Genomic DNA, 24,864 nt, shown 5'->3' with positions numbered 1-24,864 from the left:
CGGAGGCCGAGGACGACGGCGGCGCCGAGGCGGCGGCGACGGCGCCGAGCCCGGCCGCGAACCAGGCGGGGCGGCGCCGGGACGAGCGCCGCCCGCCGTCGAGGGCCGTGCGGAGGCGGCGGCGGCCGTCGTCGACCGCCCGCGGCGAGGGTTCGGGCTTGCGGAGCGTCTCGACGATGATCTTCAGGTCATCCATGGAGGGCCTCCCGGTCGAGGGCGTCGGTGAGCTTCTTGCGGGCGCGGCTGAGGCGGGAACCGACCGTCCCGTAGGAGATGCCGAGCGCCTGCGCGATCTCCTGGTGGGTGAGCTGGGCGAGGGCGAGGAGCAGGACGACGTCCCGCTCGCCGCGCGAGAGCCGCCGGAGGGCCGCCGCGAGCTTGGGCTGCATGTGCTGGGCGGCGACGGACGTGACGACGCGGTCCTCGTGCCCGCCCGCCGGGAGTTCGGGCGCGGCGGTGAGGGCCCGGTAGTGGCGGGCCTCGGTGCGGCGGTGCCGGGCCACGAGGTTGGTCGCGATGCCGAACAGCCAGGGACGCAGCGTGCCGCGCTCGGGGTCGAACCTGTGGCGTCGCGCGAAGGCCGTCAGGAACACCTCGGCGGTGACGTCCTCGCCCGCGTGCACGTCGAGGCGTCCGGCGACGTACTGGTAGATGTCGCGGTGATAGCGGTCGTAGACGACGGTGAACAGGTCGGGTTCACTGCGGACGCGGGCCGCGAGCTCGGCTTCGCCGAGTTCCTCCACGGCGGCGCTCACGCGCTCGGCTCTCTCATGCGCTGCCTCTCGGGGCGGGGGTGCTCACGGCAACACTTCGCGGCGGACGCGGATTGCTTTCCCGCGGCCGGGGCGCGGCGGGTAGATTCCTGAGATGGACGATCGGCCTACTCTCGACGACATCCGGCGGGCACCGAAGGTGCTCCTGCACGACCACCTGGACGGCGGGGTGCGGCCCCGGACGGTCGTGGAGCTGGCGGAGGAGAGCGGGTACGCGGAGCTGCCGGAGACGGACGCGCGCGAACTGCGGGCCTGGTTCGAGGCGGCGGCGGACTCGGGATCGCTGGAACGGTACCTGGAGACGTTCTCGCACACCGTCGGGGTGATGCAGTCGGCGGACGCGCTGGCGCGCGTCGCGTACGAGTGCGCGGAGGACCTCGCCGCCGACGGGATCGTGTACGCGGAGGTGCGGTACGCGCCGGAGCTGCACACCCGGACGGGGATGCCGCTGGAACAGGTCGTCGAGGCGGTGCTGGACGGCTTCGCGCGCGGCGGCCGCGACCACGGGATCCGCGTGGGGGCGCTGCTCACGGCGATGCGGCACCAGGCGCGGTCGAAGGAGATCGCGGAGCTGGCCGTCCGGTACCGGGACGCGGGCGTGGTCGGGTTCGACATCGCGGGGGCGGAGGCGGGGTACCCGCCGACCCGGCACCTGGACGCGTTCGAGTACCTGCAGCGGGAGAACGCGCACTTCACGATCCACGCGGGCGAGGGGTTCGGACTGCCGTCGATCTGGCAGGCGATCCAGTGGTGCGGCGCCGACCGGCTCGGGCACGGGGTGCGGATCATCGACGACATCGACGTCGCGGGGGACGAGCCGCGGCTCGGGCGGCTCGCGAACTACGTCCGGGACAAGCGGATCCCGCTGGAGATGTGCCCGACGTCGAACATCCAGACGGGCGCGGCGAAGTCGATCGCGGAGCATCCGATCGGGCTGCTGCGCGGGCTGCACTTCCGGGTGACGGTCAACACCGACAACCGGCTGATGAGCGGGACGTCGCTGTCGGCGGAGTTCGCGAAGCTGGTGGACGCGTTCGGGTACGGGTGGGACGACCTGCAGTGGTTCACGGTGAACGCGATGAAGTCGGCCTTCGCCCCGTTCACCGAGCGGCTGGAGCTGATCAACGGGGTGATCAAGCCCGGGTTCGCGCAGCGGAAGTGGAGCGGGGTGCGGCCCCTGGCATGATGCGAGGATGACGATTCGTTCCACCGGCGGGCGCGTGGCCGCGTTCGCGTGGCTGGCGTTCGCCGCGCTCAACATCGCGGATCTCGTCTTCGGCTTCACCGGTGACCCCGAGTATTCGCTGATGACGTTCACGATCGCCGCCCTCCTGCTCCTCGGCTGCGGGATCGCCTACACGATCGGGCTGCGGCCCGCGATCGTCGGCGACGACGAGGCGGTGACCGTCCGGAACCCGCTGCGGGACACGCGCGTTCCGTGGCGGGCCGTCCGCTCCATCGAGGGCAAGGACGCGCTGGTCGTGCGGTTCACCGGGCCGGACGGCGGCGACCTGCAGACCCGCGCGTGGGTGCACCAGACGTCCCCGCGTGCGCAGGCCAAGGCGGAGGCGCGCGCGCGGAAGCAGAACGCGAAACTGGGCGCGCAGGTAAAGGGCCGTAGCCCCGCGGGCTACGCGGCCGAGCAGCTCAACGAGATGCGGGACCGGCTGCGGGCGAAGACCCGCTCGGGCGCGCCGGACAAGGCCGCCGAGGCGAAGGCCGCCGAGGCGAAGGCCGAGGAGGCCGAACCCGCGCGGGGGACGGTCGCGTGGTCGATCCCGGCGGTCGCGGCCCTGGCCGTCCCCGGTGTCGCGGTCGTCGCGTGCCTGATCCTCGCGGCCGTCAGCTGATGAGCGCGGAGACGTCCTCGCGCAGGGCGTCGAGCGCGGTCGCAGCGCGCGCGCGGTCGTCCCCGGTGGGCATGACGACCTCCAGGTAGCACTTGAGCTTCGGTTCGGTCCCGGACGGCCGGATCACCACGCGCGCGCCCCCGGACAGGTGGAACCGGACGCCGTCGGTCGGCGGGAGGCCGTTCGACGGGGCGGCGAGATCGTCGAACGACTCGACGGTGCGTCCGCCCAGTTCGGCGGGGGTGTCGGTGCGCAGGCGGGTCATGGCCGCCTCGATCAGCGACAGGTCCTCGACACGCACCGACAGTTGCGCGGTGGCGTGCAGCCCGTAGCGGCGGGCCTGGTCGTCGAGGAGATCGAGCAGGGTGCGTCCGTCGCGGGCCGCCTCGGCGGCGAGCGCCGCGACGGCGAGGGCCGCGCCGATGCCGTCCTTGTCGTTGACGGGGACGCCCCGGTCGTCGCCGACGCTGTAACCGAGGGCCTCCTCGTAGCCGAAGACGAGCCGGTCGGCGCGCGTCCCCGCCTTCATGATCCACTTGAAGCCGGTGAGCGACTCGGCGAACCGGACGCCGTGCGCGCGGGCGATCTTCCCGAGCAGCGACGACGACACGATCGTCGTCACGACCAGCCGGTCGTCGCCCGAGGTGTGCCGCAGGACGTGCTCGGCGAGCAGCCCGCCCACCTCGTCGCCGGTCAGGGCCCGCCACCCGGACGGCGTCGGCACCGCGACCGCGCAGCGGTCGGCGTCCGGATCGTTCGCGATCACCAGGTCGGCGCCGCGTTCGGCGGCGAGCGCGAGCGCGAGATCGAGCGCGCCCGGTTCCTCCGGGTTCGGGAACGCGACGGTCGGGAAGTCGGGATCCGGGTCCGCCTGCTGCGGGACGACGACGGGCGCGGGGAAGCCCGCGACGGCGAACGCCGCGTGGAGCGTGTCGAACCCGACGCCGTGCATCGGCGTGTAGACGATCGAGACGTCGCGCGCGTCGCCCAGCCGAAGCCCCGCCACCGCGTTCAGGTACGGGGCGAGATCGTCGCGGATCTCCCAGGACGAGCCGAGGGGCAGCTCGTCGACGCGCCCCACGGCGTCGATCGCGGCGGAGATCTCGACGTCCCGCGGCGGGACGATCTGCGCCCCGTCCCCCCAGTACACCTTGTAGCCGTTGTCGCGGGGCGGGTTGTGGCTCGCCGTCACCATGACGCCCGCGGCCGCCCGGGACGTCCGGACGGCGTGCGCGAGGACGGGCGTCGGCACCGGATCGGCGAACACCTCGACGGTGTGGCCCGCGCCGGTGAGGACCGCCGCGGTGTCGCCCGCGAACCGGTCCGACTTGTGCCGCGCGTCGAACCCGACGATCACCCGGGAGCCCGCGGGGAGCGTCGCGGCGAGCCCGGCGGCGGCGCGCATCACCGTCACCCGGTTCATCCGGTTCGGCCCCGCGCCCAGCTCGCCGCGCAGCCCCGCCGTGCCGAACTCCAGCCGCGACCCGAACCGGTCGGCGAGGGCGCGCTCGTCCCCGGCGTCCAGGACGTCCCGCAGCTCGGTGCGCGTGTCGGGGTCGGGGTCCTGCGCCAGCCACGCCGCGGCGGCGGCTCGAAGACCGCTCACAGCTTCGACAGGACGGTCGCGAGCAGGGAACCCATCCGGCCGGCGGCGGCGCGCCCGGCCGCCAGGACCTCCTCGTGGTCGAGGGGCGCGTCCGACAGGCCCGCCGCGATGTTCGTGACGAGCGAGATGCCGAGCACGTCCGCGCCGCCCTGCCGGGCCGCGATCGTCTCCAGCACCGTCGACATGCCGATCATGTCGGCGCCCATCGTGCGCAGCATCCGGATCTCGGCGGGCGTCTCGTAGGTCGGGCCGCGGAACGCCGCGTAGACGCCCTCCGCGAGCGTCGGGTCGACCTCGCGGGCGAGGGTGCGCAGCCGTCCCGAGTACGCCTCGGTCAGGTCGAGGAACGTCGCGCCGGTCAGCGGGTTCGAGCCGGTCAGGTTCAGGTGGTCGGAGATCAGCACGGGCTCGCCGACGTGCTGGGTCTCCGGCCGCAGCCCGCCCGCCGCGTTCGTGAGGACGATCGTGCCCGCGCCCGCGGCGAGCGCCGTCCGGACCCCGTGCACGACCGGGTCGACGCCCCGCCCCTCGTACAGGTGCGTGCGGCCGAGGAACACCAGCGCGCGGCGCCCGGCGACCTCCACCACCCGGATGCGGCCAGCGTGCCCCTCGACGGCGGGCGGCGGGAACCCCGGCAGGTCCGTGACCGGCAGCTCGGCGACGGGCTCGCCCAGCGCGTCGGCGGCCGGAACCCAGCCGGACCCCATGACCAGGGCCGCGTCGAACGAGTCGAAGGACGTGCGGGCCCGCAGCTCGGCGGCGGCGGAACTCGCCAAGGTAAAAGCGTCGTTGCTCACAAAGCCGACACTACCGGGAGGACGGGCCGTCAGCCGTCGCCGATCGACGCGCACGGACGGTTGCGCAGCTCCTTGACGTAGTCGTCCGGGGCGCCCGCGGCCTCGGCGGCGTCCGCGAGGATGCCCAGGTAGCGGGCCGACGGGAGACCGCCCTCGTAGTCGTCCAGGACGTACAGCCAGCACAGCGCGTCGCCGTCGAGGGTCTGCACCCGGACGCGGATCTTGCGGTAGACGCCGAGGGCCGCGCCCTCCCAGGCGTCCAGCTCCTGCTCGTCCCAGCGGGGCACGTCGTAGATCACGACGAAGACCTGGTCGGCGGCGTCCTCGGCGACGGTCGCCAGGGCGCCGTCCCAGCCCTTGTCCTGCCCGCCGAAAGTGAGCCGCCATCCGGTGAGCCAGCCCGTGCCGCGCATCGGCGAATGCGGGGCCCGCGTCGCCATCTGCTCGGGGTCCATGTTGGAGGCGTACGCCGCGTACAGTGCCACGCCGCCCAAGGTACGCCACCCGGCGCCCCGGAGCGCCTTGGCGGCGCCGATGGAAACGGTTGGACTTGTCACTGCTCTGAGTAGGAAACAATCGGAAGTATGACCCGCATCGTCATCATCGGAGGAGGACCGGGCGGTTACGAGGCCGCTCTCGTCGCGGCGCAGCTCGGCGCCGACGTGACCGTCGTGGAGCGCGACGGCCCCGGCGGGGCGTGCGTCCTGACCGACTGCGTGCCCTCCAAGACGCTCATCGCCACCTCGACCCGGATGGCGGTCATGTCGGAGTCGGCGGGCCTCGGCCTGCGCTTCAACGGCGGCCCGGACGGCATCGTCGGCGGCCTCGAAGCCGACATGGCCACCGTGAACAAGCGCGTCAAGGACCTCGCGCGGGCCCAGTCGTTCGACGTCGCCGAACGGCTCGCCTACGAGGAAGTCAAGATCGTCCGCGGGGAGGCGCGGCTCGTCGAGCCGCACGTCGTCGCGGTGGGGGAGCGCCGCCTCCGGGCCGACATCGTGCTGATCGCGACCGGCGCCACGCCGCGCGTGCTGCCCGGCGCCGAACCCGACGGCGAGCGCATCCTCAACTGGCGGCAGCTCTACGACCTGCCGGAACTGCCCGAGGAGCTGATCGTCGTCGGGTCCGGCGTGACCGGCGCCGAGCTGGCCGGGGCGTACCTGTCGCTGGGGTCGAAGGTCACGCTGGTGTCGTCGCGGGACCGCATCCTGCCGACCGAGGACGCCGACGCCGCGGCCGTCCTCCAGGAGGTCTTCCTGCGGCGCGGCATGAACGTCATGTCGCGGTCGCGGGCGGCGAGCGTGGAGCGGTCCGGGAACGGCGTGATCGTCACGCTGGAGGACGGCACCAAGGTCGAGGGCTCGCACTGCCTGATGACGGTCGGGATGATCCCCAACACGACCGGGATCGGGCTGGAGGACGTCGGCGTCGAATGCGACGACCGCGGGTTCGTCAAGGTCGACAAGGTGTCGCGGACGTCCGTCCCGTACATCTACGCATCGGGGGACTGCACGGGTGTGCTGATGCTGGCGTCGGTCGCCGCGATGCAGGGCCGGATCGCGATGTGGCACGCGCTCGGCGAGGCCGTCCAGCCGCTCAAGCTCGGCTGGGTCTCCTCGAACATCTTCACCGACCCCGAGGTCGCGTCGGTCGGCGTCACCCAGCACATGGTCGACTCGGGGGAGGTCAACGCCCGGACGGTCATGCTGCCGCTGTTCACGAACGCGCGCGCCAAGATGCAGGGGTTCGAGGACGGCTTCGTGAAGCTGTTCTGCCGCCCGTCCACCGGGATCGTGCTCGGCGGCGTCGTCGTCTCGCCGCACGCCAGCGAACTGATCCTCGGCGTGTCGGTCGCGGTGCAGCAGCACCTGACGGTCGACCAGGTCGCGCACACGTTCGCCGTGTACCCGTCGCTGTCGGGCAGCATCACCGAGGCCGGCCGCCGCCTGATGACGGAACACGCCTACTGACGCCCTGAAGTTGATCTGCGGCGTGTTGCCCTTATGGGCGGCCGGGTTAGGGCAACACGCCGCAGATCAACGAAAGAGGGCGCTAGGTGAAGTAGCGCAGGGCCACGTAGACCCAGGCCATCAGCGTGCTCATCACGGTGACGACGACGCCGTACTTGGTGAACTGCCAGAAGCTGATCGGGTGGCCGCTCTTGGCGGCGATCCCGATCGCGACCACGTTCGCGCTCGCCGCGATCGCCGTCCCGTTGCCGCCGAAGTCGGCGCCGAGCGCGAACGCCCACCACAGCGCCTCACCGGTGGCCGGGTCGGCGCCCGCCGCCATCCCCTCCACGATCGGCGCCATCGTCGCCGTGTAGGGGATGTTGTCGAAGAACGCGCCGAAGACGGCCGAGCCGAACAGCAGGCTCGTCGCGGCGACGAAGTAGTTGTCGCCGACCGTTTCGGCCGCCCAGGTCCCGGCGGTCTCGATGACGCCGGTGTGCCCGAGGCCCGCGACCATGACGAACAGTCCCGTGAAGAAGACCAGCACGGACCATTCGACCTCCCGCATGACCTCCGAGACGTCCGCCTTGGAGACCAGCAGCATCACGCCCGCGCCGACGAGCGCGACGATCGACGGGTCGACGTGCACGACCGAGTGCAGGCCGAACGCGATGATCACGCCGCCGAGCACGACCATGCACCGGACGAGCAGCCCGGTGTCGGTGATCGCTTTGCGCTCGTCCAGCGACATCACCTCGGCCGCGTACTCCGGGTTGTACTTGAACGACTTCCGGAACAGCACACGTGTGAGCAGCGTGAACACGATGAAGATGATCACCACGATGGGCGTCATGTGCACGAGGAAGTCGTTGAACGTCAACCCGGCGCGGCTGCCGATGATGATGTTCGGCGGGTCGCCGATCAGGGTGGCGGCGCCGCCGATGTTGGAGGCCAGCACCTCGGCGATGAGGTACGGGATCGGGGAGATCCGCAGCCGGTTGCACACGACCACCGTCACCGGCGCCACCAGCATGATCGTGGTGACGTTGTCCAGGAACGGCGACGCGACGGCCGTGATGAGCATCAGCAGCACCATGAGCCGGTACGGCTTGCCCTTCGACCGTTTCGCCGCCCAGATCGCCAGGTAGTCGAACACCCCCGTGTTCTTGATGATCCCGACGATGATCATCATGCCGAGCAGCAGGAAGATGACGTTCCAGTCGATCCCGTCGTGCTCGGAGAAGAAGACCTCGGCGCCGGGCGTCAGCCCGAGCACCGTCATCACCCCGGCCGCGATCAGGACGACCTTGGTCTTGTCGACCTTCTCCGTCGCGATGAAGAAGAAGGCGACGACGAAGACGGCGAGCGCCGCGACAGCGCTCACCGGGTACCCCCGGAAAGATGACGGACGTCCCCGCGGTCACGTCCGTCGCGAAGCCGACGACCGTCGACCCGGCGGCAAGCGTCGGCCGGCCCCACGCGGGGACCGGCCGGTGCGTCGCCGAGGCCCCCGCCTAGTCGTCCGGCCGGGCCAGCGCCAGCGCCGACAGCAACCGGTCGAGAGTGACCGCGCCGGCCAGCAGGCCCGCGTCGTCCACCACCGCCACCAGCGGGCTGCGCTGCTTCGCCATCAGCGTGGCGAGCTCCAGCAGCGTCGCCGACTGCTTGACCATCGCCGGGCGGGGCGTGTGCGTTCCTATGCACTCCCTGACCGTCATGTCCTGGATCTCGTGCCAGAACACGTCCGCATGCGCCTCGTCGACGGTGCGGGTCAGCGCCGAGTCCTCCTGGAAGCGACCGGCACCGCGAGCCGCAGCACCTGCGTCCCGGGCAGGACGACCCGGGGGCGCTGCCGCTCGTCCAGCACGATCAGGCCGGGCAACCGGCCGAGCGCCATGACCTGGATCGCATGGCCGATCGAGTCGCTCATCGTCACGGTGGGCACCTGGATGGCGATGTCCCGCGCTAGCATGACGTCCTTTCGGCTCCCGCAGAGCCTGGTTCTTCGGGCTGATAGGGTCCTCCTCCTCGCGCCGGGGACGGTCCCGTCGCAGGACGAAGGCTTCCTCGCACCCGTGGGCGGAAGGTGGGGCCCGCCGCCGAGTCGCTGTGCCATATGTCCGCCCCTTTCTGCGTACGCTGACCAGTTTTCTCGGCGGTGGATCACATCGTTATCGGGTGTAACACCCAGATGTGCCTGGGAGAAGCATGTATTCGGAGGTGGGAGGGGGGTCTTCCCGCAGGCGCGTGCCTAGGATGGGGGCGATACCGGAGGTGATCGGTTGCACGCTCGGGAGTCCGCCACCCGGATCCTGCTGGCCGACGACCACGCGCTGATCCGCCGCGGGTTGCGGGTGATCCTCGACGCCGAGCCCGACATGACCGTCGTCGCCGAGGCCGGCGACGGGGCGGAGGCCATCGCCGCGATCGCGGCGGGCGACGTCGATCTCGCGATCCTCGACATCGCGATGCCGCGGATGACCGGCCTGCAGGCGGCGCGGGAGATCGCCGCACGCTTCCCCGGCGTCCGGATCCTGATGCTGTCGATGTACGACAACGAGCAGTACCTGTTCGAGGCGCTGAAGGCGGGCGCGTCCGGGTACGTGCTGAAGTCCGTCGCCGACCGCGACCTGCTGAACGCGATCCGGTCCGCGACGCACGGCGAGTCGTTCCTGTACCCGGGGGCGGTCACGCTGCTGGTCCGCGAGTACCTGAACCGGGCGCAGGACGGCGAGGAGCTGCTGACCCCCCGCGAAGAGGAGATCACCAAGCTGATCGCGGAGGGCCACTCGTCCAAGGAGATCGCGGAGCTCCTCACGATCAGCGTCAAGACCGTCGACCGGCACCGCGCGAACGTGCTCGGCAAGCTGGGCATGCGCGACCGCGTCGAGCTGACCAAGTACGCCATACGCGTCGGGCTCGTCGAACCCTGAGCCGGGGCGTCCGCACCACCGGTCGCCGCCGTCAGTCCCGCGCCGGGTCCTGCCCGCGGCGGTCGTTCTTGGGCGGGACGACCAGCCGCACCTCGGTGCCGCCGCCGTCGGCCGCCCCGATCGTCAGCTGCGCGCCGATGAGCATCGCGCGTTCCCGCATGCCGCGGATGCCCGCACCCGCCCGGCGGGGCGGCCCGCAGCCGTCGTCGGCGACCCGCAGCACCAGGCTGCCGTCCGCGTCCTGCCGCAGCGACAGCTCCGCGTGGCGCGCGTCGGCGTGCCGCCACACGTTCGTCAGGCCCTCCTGCGCGATCCGGTAGATGACGAGTTCGGCGTCCGCACCGACGTCGGCGAGGCCCGCCTGGACGTCCCGGCGGACGTGCGGGCCGCCCGAGAAGTCCGCGGGGAGGGCGATGAGCGCGCTGGTCAGGCCCAGGTCGTCCAGGACGCCCGGACGCAGCCGCCGGGCGACGTGCCGGACCTCGTCCAGGCTCGACCGGACGACCTCCAGCACCCCGCGCAGCTCGTCGGCGACCTTCTCCGGCGCCCGGTCGGCCACCGACTTCAGTTCGAGCAGCGCCACGGTGAGCGTCTGGCCGATCTCGTCGTGGAGCTCCTGCGCGATCCGGCGCCGCTCCTCCTCCTGCGCGTCCAGCACCATCGCCGTGCCGGCGCTGCGGTCGGCCTCCAGCCGGTCGAGCATCGAGTTGAACTCGTCCACCAGGTGGAACAGGTCGCCGCTCTCCCCGGCCACGAGCCGGTCGCCGGAGCTCAGCGAGTCCATCCGCGCCATCAGCGCGGTCAGCCTGCCGAGCGGCGCGAGACCGGCGCGCAGCAGCAGCGCGTTCGCCAGCATCATCACCGCGAGCCCGACCAGCAGGACGGGCAGCTCGCGCAGCAGCACCATCGAGGAGATGGTGACGGGGGCGAGCGCGAGGGTCGCGGTGCCGATCGCGAAGATCAGCCCGTTGATGGCGAGGATGCGCCAGTACAGGGTCGGGACGGGTGCCGTGCTCATCCCCTCACCGTATGCGGGGCGGCTCGGCGATGCCGTGCCGCCGCAGCCGCGACCGCCGCAGCTCGTCCGCGGTGATCGCGACCGCGAGCAGGCTCGCGGACAGCGCCATCAGCGGCACCGACACGTGCACCCACCAGGGGCCGGGCAGCAGCGCCAGCACCGCGCACACCGGGATCATCAGGCACACGTGCCGCCACAGCAGCCTGCCCCGCCAGCCCGCGTCGGTGAGGTCGTGCCGCACCCAGTCGCGGTTACCGGGCGGCAGCCGGAGCCCCAGCGTGTACCGGAGCTGCCCCCACGGCCCCGGATCGCCTGGAATGCGGACCATCGGGCGGCGCCCCGCTAGAAGCCGCCGAAGTCGCCGAACCCGCCGCCGCCGAAGTCGCCGCTGCCGAAGTCCCAGCCGCCGCCGACATCGCCGCCGTCGCCGCCGAACCCGCCGCCCATGTCGCCGTAGCCGCCGAACCCGCCGGACATCATCGAGCCGAGCATCGTCCCGACCATCATGCCGGTCAGCAGGTCGAACCCGCCGTAGCCCGCGTAGTAGCCGCCCGCGTAGGGCGCGTACGCCGGGCCCGCGTTGTAGTAGGGCCGCCGCCCGCCGTGGTACGGGACCATCCGGACGTCCGGTTCGGCGCCGTGCAGCACCGCGTGGGCGTCGGCCGCGCACGCCGGGACGGACCGGGCGGTGCCGCCCGGCGGCGCCCACACCACGTCCTTCACCGACGGGCCGTGGTTCGGGTTGAAGAAGCACGGCGCGCGCCGCTCCGGCACCTCGTCGCCCGCGAGCCGCGCACGGGTCGCGATCATGAAGAACCGGCCGTCCTCCAGCGCCTTCGTGACGTTCTGCATCTCCTCCGGACGGGCGGCGCGGTCGGTCGCGCGCTTCGCCTCGTCGTAGGAGTTCATGGCGCGCTCGTAGTCGGCGCGGATCGCCGGGTCGAGCTTGCGGTCCATGACGTCGAGGTCGAGGCGGGCGATGTCCTCGCCGAGGAGCGTCACGTCCTCTTCGACGCCTTCCTTCAGCTCCGCCATCTCGCGGGCCTGCCGCTCCTGCCGCCGCTTGCGGGACACCAGGAACACCGACGTCGCCGCCGCGACCAGCGCGATGAGCACGCCCAGCATCACGTACCCGAGGGTCGCCGCCGACGCGGAGTTCTCGTCGACCCGCTTCTCGGCCCGGTCACCGAAGTCGATGATCCGCTCCTTGAGCGGCTGCCCGTTGGTGCGGGTGACGATCTGGTTGATCTCCTGCTCGTTCAGGTTCTGGGAGATCCCGGCCATCAGCCGCCCGTTCGCGGTGACGCCCACGTACGTCTCGCCCTCGCCGACGCGGTTCGCGACGGACACGAGCATCTGGCCCATCTGCTGCTGGGAGATGCCGTCGTCCACGACGATCGCGCGGACGTCGGCGTCGCCGAGCCCGTTCAGCTTCGACTCGATCTGCTGCCGGTCGGCCGCGCTCAGCGCGTTCCCGGCGTTGCTCGTCACGTACAGCCGCGAATCGACCAGCCCGTTGGCGATCTGCCCGACGGTGTCGGCGGACCGCGCGGGCGCGGCCTGCGGTGCGGCCTGCGCCGCGGCGGCCTGGGCGGCCGGCCGCCTGCGGGACGGTCGCGGTGTGCTGGACGGACGGCGGCCTGCTGGCGGTCGCGGCGGCGGGGCGTGCGGTTTCGGGGGAGGCTGCAGCGGCGGCCGCCGGGGCGGCGAGGCCGATCACGGCCGCACCCGCCACGAGCGCGGGGAACGCCGCGCGACGAGCCGTCCGGGCGGTCCGGCGGTTGTCGGTGCTCATATCTCTAGTCTGCCTCGCCGATGAGCCCGACAATCAGCGTGCCAGACCCCATTTCGGAAAATCCCGGACCCCACCCGGTGACCGTCCGCCACGCCCTAGTACCGGTCGGGAGTCAAAGCCGGACGAAGCAGCCGATTGCGGACGCGTGCGTGCGTCGGGGCCGCCGGAGACGGCCGGGTGCCGCCCTCTCGGGGAGAGGGCGGCACCCGGTTCGTGCACGTCGGTCCCGGTCGGTCCCGGTCGAACCCGCGTCAGTCCTTGATGTCGCAGATCGACGCACCGGCCGTGACCGTCTGGCCGACCTCGGCGGACAGGCCCGCGATCGTCCCGGCCTTGTGCGCGGTGAGCGGCTGCTCCATCTTCATCGCCTCCAGCACGACGACCGTGTCGCCCGCCTCGACGGTCGCGCCGTCCTCGGCGACGATCTTGACGATCGTGCCCTGCATCGGGCTGACCAGCGAGTCGCCGGACGCCTGCGCGGCGGCGCCCTTCTTGCCCGCGCGCCGCTTGCCGGGCGCCTGCCCGGCCGCCGCGCCCGGGGCCGCCGCCGCGCCGAGGCCCGCCGGGAGCACGACCTCGACGCGCTTGCCGCCGACCTCGACCGTGATCCGCTCGCGCTCGGCTTCGGACTCCTCGTCGGCCGGCACGGTGACGAACGGCGGGATCTGGTTGTCGTACTCGGTCTCGATCCACCGGGTGTGGACGGCGAACGGCTCGGCGTCGTCCGCGGGGACGAACGCGGGGTCGTCCAGTACCGCCTGGTGGAACGGCAGGACGGTCGGCATGCCGTCGATCGTGAACTCGGCGAGGGCGCGGCGCGCGCGCTCGACGGCCTGGCGGCGGGACGCGCCGGTGACGATCAGCTTCGCGATCAGCGAGTCGAACGCCTGCGGGACCGTCTGCCCGGCCACGTACCCGGAGTCGAGCCGGACGCCCGGCCCGGTCGGCGGGTCGAACGCGGTCAAGGTGCCGACGGCGGGCAGGAAGCCGCGCCCGGCGTCCTCGGCGTTCAGCCGGAACTCGATCGAGTGGCCGCGCAGCTCGGGGTCGCCGTAGCCGAGCTCCTCGCCGTCGGCGACGCGGAACATCTCGCGGACCAGGTCCACGCCCGCGACCTCCTCGGTCACCGGGTGCTCGACCTGCAGCCGCGTGTTGACCTCAAGGAACGAGATCGTCCCGTCCTGGCCGACGAGGAACTCGCAGGTGCCCGCGCCGACGTACCCGGCCTCCTTCAGGATGGCCTTCGACGACGAGTAGAGCAGCTCCATCTGCGCGTCCGACAGGTACGGCGCGGGGGCTTCCTCGACGAGCTTCTGGTGGCGGCGCTGCAGCGAGCAGTCGCGGGTCGACACCACGACCACGTTGCCGTGCTTGTCGGCCAGGCACTGCGTCTCGACGTGCCGCGGCTTGTCCAGGTACCGCTCGACGAAGCACTCGCCGCGGCCGAACGCGCCGACGGCCTCGCGGACGGCCGACTCGTACAGTTCCTCGACTTCCTCCAGCTTGCGGGCCACCTTCAGGCCGCGCCCGCCGCCGCCGAACGCCGCCTTGATCGCGATCGGCAGCCCGTGCTCCTTGGCGAACTCGACGACCTCGTCGGCGCCCGACACCGGGTCGGTGGTGCCCGCGACCAGCGGCGCGCCGACCTTCTGCGCGATGTGCCGGGCCTGCACCTTGTCGCCCAGCGCGGTGATCGCGGCGGGCGGCGGGCCGATCCAGGTCAGCCCGGCGTTCTGCACGGCGGACGCGAAGTCCGCGTTCTCGGCCAGGAACCCGTAACCGGGGTGGACGGCGTCCGCTCCGGCGTCGGCCGCGATTTTCAGCAGTTTCTCTATGTCCAGGTAGCTCTCGGCCGCCGTCGAGCCGCCGAGCGCGTATGCCTCGTCCGCGACCCGAACGTGCAGCGCGTCCAGGTCCGGCTCGGCGTACACCGCGACACTGGCCAACCCCGCGTCGCTACAGGCACGGGCAATACGGACCGCGATCTCGCCGCGGTTGGCGATCAGGACCTTGCGCACGTGGGTCTCCTCCCTCAACCTCGCAGGCGCAGTCTAGATAACCGCCGTTTGAGGTTTTCGTAAGACCCTCCTTATCTGGACGGAACGCCCGTGTTTCCCGGGGTCACGGCCGGATCCGCGCGTCCCGGAGAGCGGGACGGGCGGACGCGCCGAGGGCCCGCACCCTCGACGGATGCGGGCCCTCGGCGGGTCTGGACGGTGCCGGGCGCGGGCCCGGCGGGGCGCATGTTCCGCGGGCCCTGCGACACCGTCCGGTTCGGTGTCGTATCTCTCACTTGCGGTTGTACCGCCGGTTGAACTTGTCGACCGCTCCGGTCGTGTCGAGCACACGGCCCTGCCCGGTGTAGAACGGGTGGCTCGCCGACGAGACGTCCACGTCCACCACCGGGTAGGTGAGGCCGTCCTCCCACTCGACGGTCCGGTCGGTGACGGCCGTGGACCGCGTCAGGAAGGCGTGGCCGGCGGCGCGGTCGCGGAAGACGACGGGGCGGTACTCCGGGTGGATTCGCTGCTTCATGCCCCCGTCAACACGGCGGGAACGGTTTTCATTCCGCCTCCGGCCGGGGTGCTCGGAACCCCTGCGGGCAAAGGGTTCCGGCGGGTTCCGCGCCGACCCGGACGGGGGCCCGGAGCGGCGTGTATCTTCGCCAATGATCAGTGGAGGGAGGGCGTTTTGCGCCTGTGGATCCGGGCCTTTCTGGCGATGGTCCTGGCGGCCGCCTGCCTGCCGGTGTCCGCGTCCGCGGTCCGGCTCGGCGCGCCGCGGATGGACCACGAGACGACCGAGCAGCTCACCATCGTCGCCAAGACGCTGCTGCAGCACCGCTCGCAGGCCCTCGTGCAGACCCGGGACCGCGAACGCAGCCGGCTGCCCGAAGAGATCCTCGGCGTCCGCATCTCCCCGGGCGTCGCGACGGCGCACGCGCGGACCGTCCGGGAACTGGAGAACCGCAACCGGGCGCCGGTCGAGGGCGGGCCCGCCTACACCGGCGCGAAGACGACCCTGGAAGAGGTCGAGGCGGTCCGCCGCGGCGACACGGTGACCCTCGAAGCCGTCGAGCACACGGTCGTCAAGTACGACAGCGGCAAGGTGCGGCAGGACGTGCGGCGCCGGTTCGAGTTCAAGGACATCGACGGACGCCTCACCCTGATCGGCGAACGGGTCCTCGATCCGGGCGCCCATCCCGTCAACGACCCCGTCGGCGCGGCCCGGTGAATGCCGCGAAAGCGACGGTGGACCGCGTTCGAAATATTGATTGACGCACGGTAATTGACCGGGTCACAAGCGTGCGGGTCGTCGCTTCGCCGTCCCTTCGCCGCCGCGGCCGATGCCGTCCCGGCGCCGCCTTGACAAGGCCGAAGCCCCGCCCGCCGGGGCGTTACGACCACATCCGGTCAGTGGACGGCGGCGGAAATATCGGTCTATCCCGACTGATCGGTCGGGTGACACTGGATTCCGATGATCCTTCGGGCGTAGGCTGGCGCCATTCTTTACGAAAGGCCACAGTGATGAGCGGTGACAAGCGCGGCGCCAACATCGGCGAGCTCGAGGAACTGTCCCGGATCTTCGCCAAGCACGGCCGGAACCTCGACGCCCTGATCAGAGACCTGAACGGCCGCACGGTCAGTTCCAGCGCCGTCTGGTGGGGGCCGGGCGCGGACCGGTTCCGCGCCGCGTGGGCCGAGGCCAAGACCGCCTTCGACAAGATGGCCATCGCCCTTGAGCAGGGCAGTCAGGACATCAAGCGCTCCCAGCAGAACATCGAGGCCGCCACCCGCTGACGCCTCGGACCAGCTGCGGGTCCCGGCCCATCCCCCCGAGGCCGGGGCCCGCTCTTTCGTTCGCCGGGCCGCCCGCCCGCTCTCGATGTTGATCTGCGGCGTGTTGCCCTAACTCGGACGCCTATAAGGGCAACACGCCGCAGATCAACGAACCCAGGCGAACCTTGGTGGTCGCCGCGCTAGTCGCCCGATACCGGTGGCGGCAGCGCTACCTGGATCTGCGTGGTCGTGCCGGTGGCTACGAACAGGCCGCGGCCGCTCGGGCCCGCGAGGGGCGCGTTGCGGGGCAGCCGCAGGCCGAACAGGTCGCCGTCGTCCGGGGACTCGATCGACAGCAGCACGCCCGAGCGCGAGCGCCGCGCGTCCGCGAGGAAACCGCGGTAGCCGCGCCCGAGGTCGGTGGTCGTCCCGCCGATGACGACCGCGTGCTCCCCGTCCCGCGCCGTCCGCAGGACGTCGCACAGCGCGTCGTCGAGCTCCGTCTCGTCCAGTAGTTCGGCGTCGTCCACGACCACCGCGTACCGGTGCTCGTCGCCGATCGCCGCCTCCAGGTCGTGCGCGTCCGCGTCGGCCGTCAGGACGCCGAGCACGCCGGGGCGGCCCGCCAGCAGCCGCAGCGGCGACCGGCGCGGCGTCACCAGCACCACCGGCACCAGCCCGCCGCCGACCGCCGGGTCCAGCAGCGAGTGGACGATCGTGCGCAGCGTCGTCGACCGTCCCGAGCGCGGCGGCCCGGCCACCGCGAACCCGGGGCCCTCGTTCAGCAGGTCGATCCCGACGGGCGCGAGGCTGTCGCCGCCGACGCCGACGAGCGCCCACAGCGCGGACGGCGCGAGGAAGTCGGCGTCGAGCGTCATCGCCTCCCGGTAGGTGACCCGCACCGGCAGCTCGTCCACGTGCAGCGGACGGCGGCGGCGCGGCAGCCGCCCGTACCGCGCGACGCAGCCCCGCGCGATCTCCTGCAGCGCCGCGACCTGCGCCGTCCCGGACGGGTCGTCGCCGAGCAGCCCGATCTGCGACTCGCGCGGCGGGGCGCCCGGCGCGGTGGCCTCCAGGGCGCGGCCGGGCGGCATCGCGGCCGGGACGTGCCGGTCCTGCAGCCCCGCGTAGCCGTAGTCGTTCGGGTCGGCCATCCGCAGGATCAGCCGCCGGTCGAACACCGTGGAGACCTGCCCGGACAGGCCGGAGCGGTCGCCGGTGAACACCGCGCGCAGCCCGACGGCGGCGCCCTCGCGCAGCAGCCGCAGGACCTGGTCGACGAGCCGGCCGTAGTCGTAGTGCTCGAACGCGCCGAGGAACCCCTCCCAGCGGTCGAGCAGCAGGACCATCCAGGGGAGCCGGTCGGTGGCGGCGACGGCGGCGCGCTGCTCGGGCAGCGACGCGAACCCGGCCTCGGCGAACAGCTGCTGGCGGCGCGCGACCTCCGCCGCCAGCGCCGTGATCAGCCGTTCGCAGCGGTCGAGCTGGTCGCGGGTGACGACGGCGCCGCAGTGCGGCAGCGCGATCAGCGGCAGCAGCGCGTTCGCGCCGCAGTCGATCGCGTACAGGTGCGCGTCGAACGGGGAGCACGCCCCCGCGAGGGACCCGGCGACCGTGCGCAGCGCCGTCGACCGTCCCGACTGGGCGGCCCCGGCGACGTACAGGTGGCCGCCGGACGCCAGGTCGAGCGCCAGCTCCTCGCGGGACTGCACGGCGGGCAGGTCGGTGATTCCGAACGGGACGGGCGGGACGTCCACCACCGAGCCCCCGGCGGCCGTGCGGGGCGTCAGCCGGACCTGCTCGGGCAGCGGGTTCAGCCACGGCGACGGCTGCCGCGCGATCCCGGCCCGCCGCGCGGCCTCGTCCACGGCCTGCACGAGGACGGCCAGGTCGGTGACGGTGCCCGCGTCGTCGGCGGCGTCGCGGGCCGCCGGGAGCGGGTGCCCGAGGCCCTGCCAGGGGAGGGCCTGGACGGTCGTGCGGCGCGCCGCCGTGCCCGGCCGCCGCCCGCCGATCCGCGCCGACTGCACGGCGTGCGGCGCCGACACGCCCGACCGGACGTAGCAGCGGCCCGGCAGCGACTTCGGGATCTGCACGGCGTCGGTCGAGTCGAGCACGTCGGTGGAGTCGTCGGCGCCGGTGACGCGCAGCGCGATCCGCAGGTTCGTGTTCGCGCGCATGTCGGCCGTCACGACCCCGGCGGGACGCTGCGTCGCGAGGATCAGGTGGACGCCGAGGGAGCGGCCCCGGCGGCCGATGTCCACGAGACCGGTGACGAAATCGGGCAGTTCCTCGACCATCGCGGCGAACTCATCGATGACCAGGACGAGCCGGGGCATCGACGGCGAACCGGGCGCGCGTCCGTCGACGAAGTCGTCGATGTCCTTCGCCCCGGCGGCGAGCAGGATCTCCTCCCGGCGCCGCAGTTCGGCCGCGAGGGACTCCAGCGCGCGCTCTGTCGCGTGCCCGTCCAGGTCGGTGACCATCCCCACCGTGTGGGGCAGTTTCGCGCAGTCGTTGAACGCCGAACCGCCCTTGTAGTCGATCAGGACGAACGTCATCTCGTCCGGACGGTTCGCCACCGCGAGCGACGCGATGAGCGTCTGCAGCAGCTCGGACTTCCCGGCCCCCGTCGTCCCCGCGATGAGCCCGTGCGGGCCGTCCGTGCGCAGGTCGACCTCGTAGGGTTCGCGGCCGGTCCGTCCGTGCCCGGTGCCGGTGGAGCCGACGCCGATCGGGACGCGCGTCGTCCGTCCGCCCGTCCGCGTCCACGACTGCAGGACGGCCTCGGCGGTGGGGTCGGGCATCTGCAGGAGGTCGAGCAGCCGCACGTCCCCGGGGAGGGACTCCTCGGCGTCCTCCCTGGACACGTCCCGGACGGGCGCGAGCGCGCGCGCTACCCGGTCCGTCCAGGCGGGGGAGACCTGGTCGGCTAGCACGGGGCCTACTGCGTCGAGGTCCTGCCCCTGGAGGTGGATGACGGCCGGGTACTGCGGGTCCCAGGACGCGACGGCGCTGCACTCCTCCGGCAGGAGCCGTTCCTCGTCGTCGATGCAGACCGCGTAAAGGCCGTACTCGGCACCCCGCGACAGCAGCATGGGCATGCCGGGGACGCGCCTCAGCGCGCGCGCCCCGTCCAGGACGATCAGGATGTTGTACGGAACGTTGTCCGAAGGCTTTGCCTGCCCGCCCAGGAACTGGGTCTCGGCCTGTGCCGCGCGCCTGCGCTCGGTCACGCGCATGGCCAGCTCCGTGATGCGGTGCGCGATGGACGACTGGTCGGTGCCGACGAGCGCCGTGCAGTCCTCGTCCTCGCGCGGCGCGCAGTGCGGCAGCCAGCGCACCCAGTTCCACTCGTCGGCCGCGTCCGGCTCCGCCGACAGCACCACGATCGCCAGGTCGCGCGGGCTGTGCAGGGCCGCGGCCTGCCCGACCAGCCAGCGCGCCAGCGCCCGCGACGCCGGCCGCGGACCCGTCAGGCCCAACACGCCGACGTCCGCCAGCGGCAGCGCCACCGGCACCTGCCGCGCCACCGGGACGGCCACCGCCGACCCGTCCTCGCGCGGCCCGTCGTCGGCCAGCTCGACGCGCGCGGCGCAGATCGGCGAGCCCGACCCGCAGGTGCAGGACGTCCGCGTCGTCGCGGCGCCGCTCCCACAGCCGCCGCCGGGGCCCGGTCGCGGTCAGCAGCACCTCCGCCGGATCCGGGTGGAAGGCCCGCCGCTCGTCCTCGTCCTCCCGCCGCAGCCGATCGAGCTCGCCGTCGAAACGTCCCGCCTTGTCGGTGTACTCCCGCAGGGCCTTCTTGTACGACTTGCGGCCGTACATCCGGTCGCCGACCCATTCGCCGATCGTCATCAGCGGCCACGCCAGCGCGAACAGCGCCCACCACCACTGACCCAGCGCGAACGCCATGACCAGCCCGAACGCCGAGAACAGCAGCGCCCCGACCAGCCGCAGCCGCTCCCGCGGGCTGCGCTCGGGCCGCTTGGGCACCTCCAGCCGCCGGACGCGCCGCGCCGGGGCCAGCCGCGGCGGCCGGTTGAACGCCATCCCGCCCTCCGGCAGCGGCTCCAGGTGCGTGTCCGGCGCCGCGCCCGGCGCCAGCGCCAGCACGCTCGCCCCGACCGACAGCATCCCGCCGGTCGTCCACGGCGCGGGACCGTCCAGCGGCGCCCCGGCGAGCTCCGCGCCCCGCGCGGTCGCCTCGACCTTCGCGCCGTCCGGTGCGACCGTCACCCGCAGCGCGCGCGGGGGCACCGCGGGATCGTCCAGCCGCACGTCCACGTCGTCGCCCGACCCCAGCGTGCTCGTCCCCAGCCCGAGCCGGTGCACCTTCCCGGCCGCGGGCCCGCCCACCACCCGCACCTCGACCAGGCCGGACGGCTCGGCGACCACCGTCGGCGGCGCTCGCCGCGCTCGACCGCGCCGCGGCGCCGTCCCGCAGCTCCTTCACCGCGCGGGCCTGCGGGTCGAGCATCCGCCCGTCCACCCACAGCGCCCGCCGCTCCGCCGCGGGCGCCGTCCCGCCGGTGCGCTGCAGCGCGTCCTTGGAGAAGCGCGGGGCCGGGACCGTCACCGACGCCTGCTGCGCGCGTCCGTCCAGTGCCGCCGCGAGCGACCGCGCGACGCCGTCCACGGTGGCCTCGGCGTCGAGGTTGAGCACGACGTCCCGCGGCCCCTCCTCGGTCAGCGCCGTGAACGAGATCCGCATCGAAGCCCCTCCAACGAGCGCCGTCCTCCAGTCCGGGACAGCTTAATTAACCCGCCGTTCCCGGAAGGGCCGGACGGCACGGGCGGACGCCCGGAAGCCGGATTTCGGTCGCCGCGTTCACGCCGCGCGGACGATCTCCTTCAGTGCGACGTCCAACGGCGTCGGGCTCATCCCGAAAGTGTCCTCGAAGGCCGATGAGTCGACGATGTACGGCTTGTCGAACTGGTACCGCGTCTCGCGCAATTCGCGGAGCAGCGGCGACACCGTCCCGAGCGCGTTGAACACCGGCCGCGGAATCCCGGACACCCGCGGCTCGGGCGCCCCGGCGATCGCGCAGAGCCGCTTCGCGACGTCCAGCGCCGACACCGCCGGCCCGGTCGGCACGTGCCACGCGCGGCCGAGGACGCGCTCGTCCGTCCCGGCGATCGCGAGCGCCGCGGCGACGTCGGGCGTGTACGTCCACGCGTGCGGGATCGAGGGGGCGCTCATGAACGTCGCCCGCTTGCCCGCGAGCAGCGGCCGGACGAAGCGCTCTTCGCCCAGGTACGCCTGGTCGGTGGTGCCCGGCCCGTAGTAGTCGGACGGGCGCAGTTCGGTGACGCGGACCCGTCCGGCCTCGTGCGCCGCGATCATGTCGCGCCACATCTTCACCCGCACCCGCGCCTTCTTCCCGGTCGCGGCGAGCGGCAGGTCCTCGGTCATCGGGCCGTCCACCGGCCCGTACCCGTACAGGTTCCCGAGCGTGACGAGCACCGCCCCGGTGTCCTCGGCGGCGCCGAGGAACGCCGCCGCCATCGGCGGCCAGTCCTGCGCCCACCGGTCCATCCTCGGATTGACGCAGTTGTAGAGGGTGTCGGCGCCCTTGGCGACCGCCGTGAGCCGCGCCCGGTCGCCGACGTCCGCCGCGACCCGCTCGGCACCCCGGGGCCCCGAGCCCGACCGCGTCACGACGACGACGTCGTGCCCGCGCTCCAGCAGCCGCTCCGCCAGATGCGTCCCGACCTGCCCGGCCCCCGCGATCACATGCTTACCCACGATGAATCCCCTTACGAAAGTTTCCTGACACAACAACCCCGGCCAGACCCCAGCCAGAGCGAACCGAAACAACTGCGATTGCGTGCGAAGCCAAGTTCGAGCGAAGCGAGAACTTGATCGCGCAGCGAGCCCCTGGGCGAGTCGGAGCGATGCAGCAATCGCACGCGGCGCCCGTTGAAGGAGGGCCCCCTAGGGCCCGACGCCAAGGGCGTCGCAAGCAAGCAGGGCGGCGAGGCGGGCTTCGTGGCCCTTGCGGAGCTTGGCTTCGCTGTAGAAGAGCCGCAGGAACGGGCCGGCGAGCGACTCCTGGACCGTGACGCGCGTGCCGGTGCCCTCGGGGGTCAGCACCATCCGGTCGACGGCCTTGTAGATGCCGAGGAAGACGCCCGTCCAGCTCAGTTCGCGGCCCGGGGCGACGACGGCGAAGCGCGAGCGCAGCGGCGTACCGGCCTGTGACCAGCGGAACTCGCGGCCCGTCTCCACGGCGTCCAGCTCCTTGAGCTTGAAGTCGGGCGACCAGGTCTCCCAGCCGCGCAGGTCGGCGAGGACGGCCCACACCTCGTCCGCCGGCCGTCGATGAACACGCTGGAGGTGTTGGTGAGCTGCGCGGAGTCGTCGATGAGCCCGCGGAGGGCGTACTCGTCGTGCAGCGTCGCGAGCTTCGGGCCGGTGTAGAGGAGTGCGGCGCCCATCGGTGATCTCCTGTCGAATCGGTGTTCCGTTCCGAGAGCAATGCTCTCTCACGAGTGCACCGCTCGTCAAGAGCAGTGCTCTCGTTTCGTTGCGGCGCTCTGCTAGCCTCGCGGCATGAGCGCTGGGAAGACGGCAAGGGAACGGGTGCGGGCGGAGCTGATCGCGGAAATCACCGAGATCGCGCGGAAACAGCTCGCGACCGACGGGGCGGCGGGGCTGTCGCTGCGCGCGGTCGCCCGCGAGATGGGGATGGTGTCGTCGGCGATCTACCGGTACTTCCCGAGCCGGGACGACCTGCTCACGGCCCTGATCATCGACGGGTACAACGCGCTCGGCGCGGCGGTCGAGCGTGCCGACGACGGGGTTCGCGGCGAGCGTCCGGACGCGTTCGGGGAGCGGTGGCTGGAGGTGTGCCGGGCCGTCCGGGAGTGGGCGCTCGCGCACCCGCACGAGTTCGCGCTGCTCTACGGCTCGCCGGTCCCCGGGTACCGGGCGCCGCAGGACACCGTCCCGGCGGCCCTCCGCGACACGCTCGTGTACGCGCGGGTCGTCGCCGCCGGCGCACGCGGCGGGCGCGCTCGTCCCGGCCGGGCCGTGCCCGCCGGCGCCGCCCGCCGTCGCCGCCGACATGGCGCGCGTGCGCGACGGCGTGGGCCTGACCGTGCCGGACGACGTCGTCGCGCGCGCCGTCACGGCGTGGTCGGGCCTATTCGGGACGGTCGGTTTCGAGCTGTTCGGAACGTTCGAGAACACCATCGAGGAGCGCGCCGACTACTTCGACCACTCGATGACGCTCCTGGCCCGCCTCATCGGCTTCGAGGTCTAGGGTCAGTCGTTCGCGGGGTGCCGGGCACCCGCGATGACCAGGGCGGCGGTCCGCTTCAGGAAGTCGTCGGTGAGGGGGCGGCCGAGCATGAGCCAGCGGAAGTAGAGCGGCCCCGCGGCGGCCTCGACGAGATGGTCGGGATCGGTGTCGGCGGGGAGTTCGCCGCGCTCGACCGCCCGCACGAAGATCTCGCGCGACAGGCGGAACCGGGCGGGCCAGATCTGGTCCAGGGCTTCGCGCAGCCCGGCGTTCTCGGCCGTGCGGGGGCCGGTCTCCCTGATCAGGGCGGTGATCCAGGGGCTGTCGAAGCCGCGGCGGACCTCGCCGAGGAAGGAGAGCAGGTCCGCGAGCAGGTCGCCGGTGTCCGCGGGGGGCGAGATCTCGACCTGCCGGGCGGTGAAGGCGGCCGCGACGAGGCTCGGCTTGTCGCTCCAGCGGCGGTAGATCGTCGCGCGGTTGACCCCCGCCCGCTCGGCGACCGCGTCGATCCGCAGCGCGGCGTAACCGACGTCGCTGAGTTCGGCGATCGTGGCGTCCAGGACCGCCTTCGCGGTACGGGCCGTGCGCCCTCCGGGTCGCTTGGTCGCCGCATCGGTGTGGAGCTGTTCGGCCTGGTCCGCAGGCTTGCCATGCATCGCTCCAAAGTACCAAACGCATCAGGTTGTTGCGATTGTGCTGGTGCTGTTGCTAGCTTCTAATGCAACAGCCTGTTGCATTACGACCGGAGGGGCGGCCATGACCGCGCGACACCGCATCGACCCCGAACGCGTCGAACGGCACCTGCGGGCCGTCCTGGACCCCGGGACCGTGCACGCCCGCGGGCCCGGCTACGACGGCGCGCGCCGCCTGTGGAACGGCGCGGTCGACCGCCGCCCCGCCGCCGTCGTCGCCTGCTCCACCGCCGGGGAGGTCGCGGCCGCCGTGCGCGCCGCGCGCGACCTCGACGTCCCGCTGACGGTCCGCGGCGGCGGCCACGGCTGGAGCGGCGCCGCGCTCGGCGGACGGCGGCGTGGTCGTGGACCTGCGCGGGCTGCGCGCGACGCGGTCGACGGCGCGGTCGGGGCGTGGCCGACGTGGGGCGGCGGGGGCGCTG

General features: G+C 72.8%; 25 protein-coding genes and 1 pseudogene. 9 read left to right on the top strand and 17 right to left on the bottom strand.

Going from position 1 to position 24,864, the window contains the following annotated elements; translation table 11 throughout:
- Positions 1-196 (bottom strand): hypothetical protein (locus tag BJF79_RS04510; RefSeq protein ID WP_143219698.1); only part of this gene is annotated, 196 nt, incomplete at its 3' end.
- The gene (locus BJF79_RS04505) at positions 189-755 is read right to left on the bottom strand and encodes an RNA polymerase sigma factor (protein ID WP_083733162.1); all 567 of its coding nucleotides are present in this window, start codon (positions 753-755) and stop codon (positions 189-191) included. The genes BJF79_RS04510 and BJF79_RS04505, both read right to left, overlap by 8 nt.
- Positions 756-867: 112 nt before the next feature.
- Between BJF79_RS04505 and BJF79_RS04500 the strand changes: the two genes are divergently transcribed.
- Together BJF79_RS04500 and BJF79_RS04495 are read left to right on the top strand one after the other, a co-directional pair.
- Complete coding sequence (locus BJF79_RS04500; protein ID WP_075895118.1) at positions 868-1,959, top strand: adenosine deaminase; 1,092 nt, start codon at positions 868-870, stop codon at positions 1,957-1,959.
- 7 nt (positions 1,960-1,966) lie between these two features.
- Positions 1,967-2,623, top strand: coding sequence for a PH domain-containing protein (locus tag BJF79_RS04495; RefSeq protein WP_075895116.1), 657 nt, complete (start codon positions 1,967-1,969; stop codon positions 2,621-2,623).
- Here the strand turns inward: BJF79_RS04495 and BJF79_RS04490 are convergent.
- Genes BJF79_RS04490 through BJF79_RS04480 form a run of 3 tightly spaced genes read right to left on the bottom strand, consistent with a single transcriptional unit; the run spans position 2,616 to position 5,511 of the window.
- A complete protein-coding gene (locus BJF79_RS04490; protein ID WP_075895114.1) occupies positions 2,616-4,229 on the bottom strand; it encodes a phospho-sugar mutase in 1,614 nt (537 codons plus the stop codon). The two genes, BJF79_RS04495 and BJF79_RS04490, sit on opposite strands and share 8 nt — an antisense overlap.
- Entirely contained in the window at positions 4,226-5,026 is an 801-nt protein-coding gene (locus BJF79_RS04485) for a purine-nucleoside phosphorylase (protein WP_075895112.1), read from the bottom strand. The genes BJF79_RS04490 and BJF79_RS04485 overlap by 4 nt, the downstream gene beginning before the upstream one ends.
- Positions 5,027-5,055: 29 nt before the next feature.
- Positions 5,056-5,511 carry a gamma-glutamylcyclotransferase gene (locus BJF79_RS04480; RefSeq protein ID WP_075895110.1) on the bottom strand — a complete coding sequence of 152 codons (456 nt, stop codon included), beginning with the start codon at positions 5,509-5,511 and terminating at the stop codon, positions 5,056-5,058.
- Between the two features lie 99 nt (positions 5,512-5,610).
- On the opposite strand from BJF79_RS04480, the gene BJF79_RS04475 reads away from it, so the two are divergent.
- A complete protein-coding gene (locus BJF79_RS04475) occupies positions 5,611-6,996 on the top strand; it encodes an NAD(P)H-quinone dehydrogenase (RefSeq protein WP_075895108.1) in 1,386 nt (461 codons plus the stop codon).
- A gap of 82 nt (positions 6,997-7,078) precedes the next feature.
- Here the strand turns inward: BJF79_RS04475 and BJF79_RS04470 are convergent, their stop codons facing one another.
- From BJF79_RS04470 to BJF79_RS58465, 3 genes are all read right to left on the bottom strand, one after another.
- A complete protein-coding gene (locus BJF79_RS04470; RefSeq protein WP_075895106.1) occupies positions 7,079-8,362 on the bottom strand; it encodes an SLC13 family permease in 1,284 nt (427 codons plus the stop codon).
- Between the two features lie 130 nt (positions 8,363-8,492).
- The gene (locus BJF79_RS58470; protein WP_262401528.1) at positions 8,493-8,720 is read right to left on the bottom strand and encodes a CBS domain-containing protein; all 228 of its coding nucleotides are present in this window, start codon (positions 8,718-8,720) and stop codon (positions 8,493-8,495) included.
- Positions 8,721-8,749: 29 nt separating this feature from the next.
- Positions 8,750-8,950 (bottom strand): hypothetical protein, encoded by a 201-nt coding sequence (locus tag BJF79_RS58465; protein WP_262401527.1) that lies wholly within the window; start codon positions 8,948-8,950, stop codon positions 8,750-8,752.
- A 310-nt stretch (positions 8,951-9,260) separates the two neighbouring features.
- Between BJF79_RS58465 and BJF79_RS04460 the strand changes: the two genes are divergently transcribed.
- Positions 9,261-9,911 carry a response regulator gene (locus BJF79_RS04460; protein ID WP_075895104.1) on the top strand — a complete coding sequence of 217 codons (651 nt, stop codon included), beginning with the start codon at positions 9,261-9,263 and terminating at the stop codon, positions 9,909-9,911.
- Between the two features lie 31 nt (positions 9,912-9,942).
- Here BJF79_RS04460 and BJF79_RS04455 read toward each other — a convergent pair whose 3' ends face one another.
- The 5 genes from BJF79_RS04455 to BJF79_RS04435 all read right to left on the bottom strand — a co-directional run bounded on the left by BJF79_RS04455 (position 9,943) and on the right by BJF79_RS04435 (position 15,259).
- Positions 9,943-10,929: a sensor histidine kinase gene (locus tag BJF79_RS04455; protein ID WP_075895103.1), complete on the bottom strand. Its 987-nt coding sequence runs from the start codon at positions 10,927-10,929 to the stop codon at positions 9,943-9,945.
- A 4-nt stretch (positions 10,930-10,933) separates the two neighbouring features.
- Entirely contained in the window at positions 10,934-11,257 is a 324-nt protein-coding gene (locus BJF79_RS04450) for a DUF5313 family protein (protein WP_075895101.1), read from the bottom strand.
- A 14-nt stretch (positions 11,258-11,271) separates the two neighbouring features.
- A complete protein-coding gene (locus BJF79_RS55090) occupies positions 11,272-12,420 on the bottom strand; it encodes a hypothetical protein (RefSeq protein WP_083733161.1) in 1,149 nt (382 codons plus the stop codon).
- Between the two features lie 555 nt (positions 12,421-12,975).
- Entirely contained in the window at positions 12,976-14,742 is a 1,767-nt protein-coding gene (locus BJF79_RS04440; RefSeq protein WP_075895099.1) for an acetyl/propionyl/methylcrotonyl-CoA carboxylase subunit alpha, read from the bottom strand.
- Positions 14,743-15,013: 271 nt separating this feature from the next.
- Complete coding sequence (locus BJF79_RS04435; protein WP_075895097.1) at positions 15,014-15,259, bottom strand: type B 50S ribosomal protein L31; 246 nt, start codon at positions 15,257-15,259, stop codon at positions 15,014-15,016.
- A gap of 156 nt (positions 15,260-15,415) precedes the next feature.
- Between BJF79_RS04435 and BJF79_RS04430 the strand changes: the two genes are divergently transcribed.
- Together BJF79_RS04430 and BJF79_RS04425 are read left to right on the top strand one after the other, a co-directional pair.
- Positions 15,416-15,958: a hypothetical protein gene (locus BJF79_RS04430; RefSeq protein ID WP_143219697.1), complete on the top strand. Its 543-nt coding sequence runs from the start codon at positions 15,416-15,418 to the stop codon at positions 15,956-15,958.
- Between the two features lie 293 nt (positions 15,959-16,251).
- Positions 16,252-16,524 (top strand): WXG100 family type VII secretion target, encoded by a 273-nt coding sequence (locus tag BJF79_RS04425; RefSeq protein ID WP_026402572.1) that lies wholly within the window; start codon positions 16,252-16,254, stop codon positions 16,522-16,524.
- Between the two features lie 179 nt (positions 16,525-16,703).
- Here BJF79_RS04425 and BJF79_RS04420 read toward each other — a convergent pair whose 3' ends face one another.
- The 3 genes from BJF79_RS04420 to BJF79_RS04410 all read right to left on the bottom strand — a co-directional run bounded on the left by BJF79_RS04420 (position 16,704) and on the right by BJF79_RS04410 (position 22,810).
- Positions 16,704-20,048 (bottom strand): FtsK/SpoIIIE domain-containing protein, encoded by a 3,345-nt coding sequence (locus tag BJF79_RS04420; protein ID WP_262401526.1) that lies wholly within the window; start codon positions 20,046-20,048, stop codon positions 16,704-16,706.
- Positions 20,049-21,334: 1,286 nt separating this feature from the next.
- Positions 21,335-22,252 (bottom strand): NAD-dependent epimerase/dehydratase family protein, encoded by a 918-nt coding sequence (locus tag BJF79_RS04415; protein WP_075895095.1) that lies wholly within the window; start codon positions 22,250-22,252, stop codon positions 21,335-21,337.
- Between the two features lie 189 nt (positions 22,253-22,441).
- The gene (locus tag BJF79_RS04410; protein ID WP_262401525.1) at positions 22,442-22,810 is read right to left on the bottom strand and encodes an SRPBCC family protein; all 369 of its coding nucleotides are present in this window, start codon (positions 22,808-22,810) and stop codon (positions 22,442-22,444) included.
- A 249-nt stretch (positions 22,811-23,059) separates the two neighbouring features.
- On the opposite strand from BJF79_RS04410, the pseudogene BJF79_RS66490 reads away from it, so the two are divergent.
- Together BJF79_RS66490 and BJF79_RS58455 are read left to right on the top strand one after the other, a co-directional pair.
- Positions 23,060-23,629: pseudogene (locus BJF79_RS66490) on the top strand (TetR/AcrR family transcriptional regulator); the annotation flags it as partial.
- Positions 23,574-23,771, top strand: coding sequence for a TetR-like C-terminal domain-containing protein (locus BJF79_RS58455; protein WP_410050046.1), 198 nt, complete (start codon positions 23,574-23,576; stop codon positions 23,769-23,771). The pseudogene BJF79_RS66490 and the gene BJF79_RS58455, both read left to right, overlap by 56 nt.
- 2 nt (positions 23,772-23,773) lie before the next feature.
- Here BJF79_RS58455 and BJF79_RS04400 read toward each other — a convergent pair whose 3' ends face one another.
- Positions 23,774-24,406: a TetR/AcrR family transcriptional regulator gene (locus BJF79_RS04400; protein ID WP_075895094.1), complete on the bottom strand. Its 633-nt coding sequence runs from the start codon at positions 24,404-24,406 to the stop codon at positions 23,774-23,776.
- A 100-nt stretch (positions 24,407-24,506) separates the two neighbouring features.
- Here BJF79_RS04400 and BJF79_RS04395 point away from each other — a divergent pair.
- Positions 24,507-24,864: FAD-binding protein (locus tag BJF79_RS04395; RefSeq protein WP_143219696.1), on the top strand; the 358-nt coding region annotated here is incomplete at its 3' end.

Origin of the sequence: Actinomadura sp. CNU-125 (genome assembly GCF_001942465.1) — a bacterium.
Taxonomy (GTDB): Bacteria; Actinomycetota; Actinomycetes; order Streptosporangiales; family Streptosporangiaceae; genus Spirillospora.
This window is presented reverse-complemented; position numbering and strand designations above follow the sequence as displayed.

Bases quoted from the DNA above. Each gene is read 5' to 3' on its own strand.
- BJF79_RS04400 (WP_075895094.1), bottom strand. From the start codon at position 24,406: ATGCATGGCAAGCCTGCGGACCAGGCCGAACAGCTCCACACCGATGCG.
- BJF79_RS04455 (WP_075895103.1), bottom strand. From the start codon at position 10,929: ATGAGCACGGCACCCGTCCCGACCCTGTACTGGCGCATCCTCGCCATC.
- BJF79_RS58465 (WP_262401527.1), bottom strand. From the start codon at position 8,950: ATGCTAGCGCGGGACATCGCCATCCAGGTGCCCACCGTGACGATGAGC.
- BJF79_RS04425 (WP_026402572.1), top strand. From the start codon at position 16,252: ATGAGCGGTGACAAGCGCGGCGCCAACATCGGCGAGCTCGAGGAACTG.
- BJF79_RS04435 (WP_075895097.1), bottom strand. From the start codon at position 15,259: ATGAAGCAGCGAATCCACCCGGAGTACCGCCCCGTCGTCTTCCGCGAC.
- BJF79_RS04450 (WP_075895101.1), bottom strand. From the start codon at position 11,257: ATGGTCCGCATTCCAGGCGATCCGGGGCCGTGGGGGCAGCTCCGGTAC.
- BJF79_RS04500 (WP_075895118.1), top strand. From the start codon at position 868: ATGGACGATCGGCCTACTCTCGACGACATCCGGCGGGCACCGAAGGTG.
- BJF79_RS04475 (WP_075895108.1), top strand. From the start codon at position 5,611: ATGACCCGCATCGTCATCATCGGAGGAGGACCGGGCGGTTACGAGGCC.
- BJF79_RS58455 (WP_410050046.1), top strand. From the start codon at position 23,574: ATGGCGCGCGTGCGCGACGGCGTGGGCCTGACCGTGCCGGACGACGTC.
- BJF79_RS04495 (WP_075895116.1), top strand. From the start codon at position 1,967: ATGACGATTCGTTCCACCGGCGGGCGCGTGGCCGCGTTCGCGTGGCTG.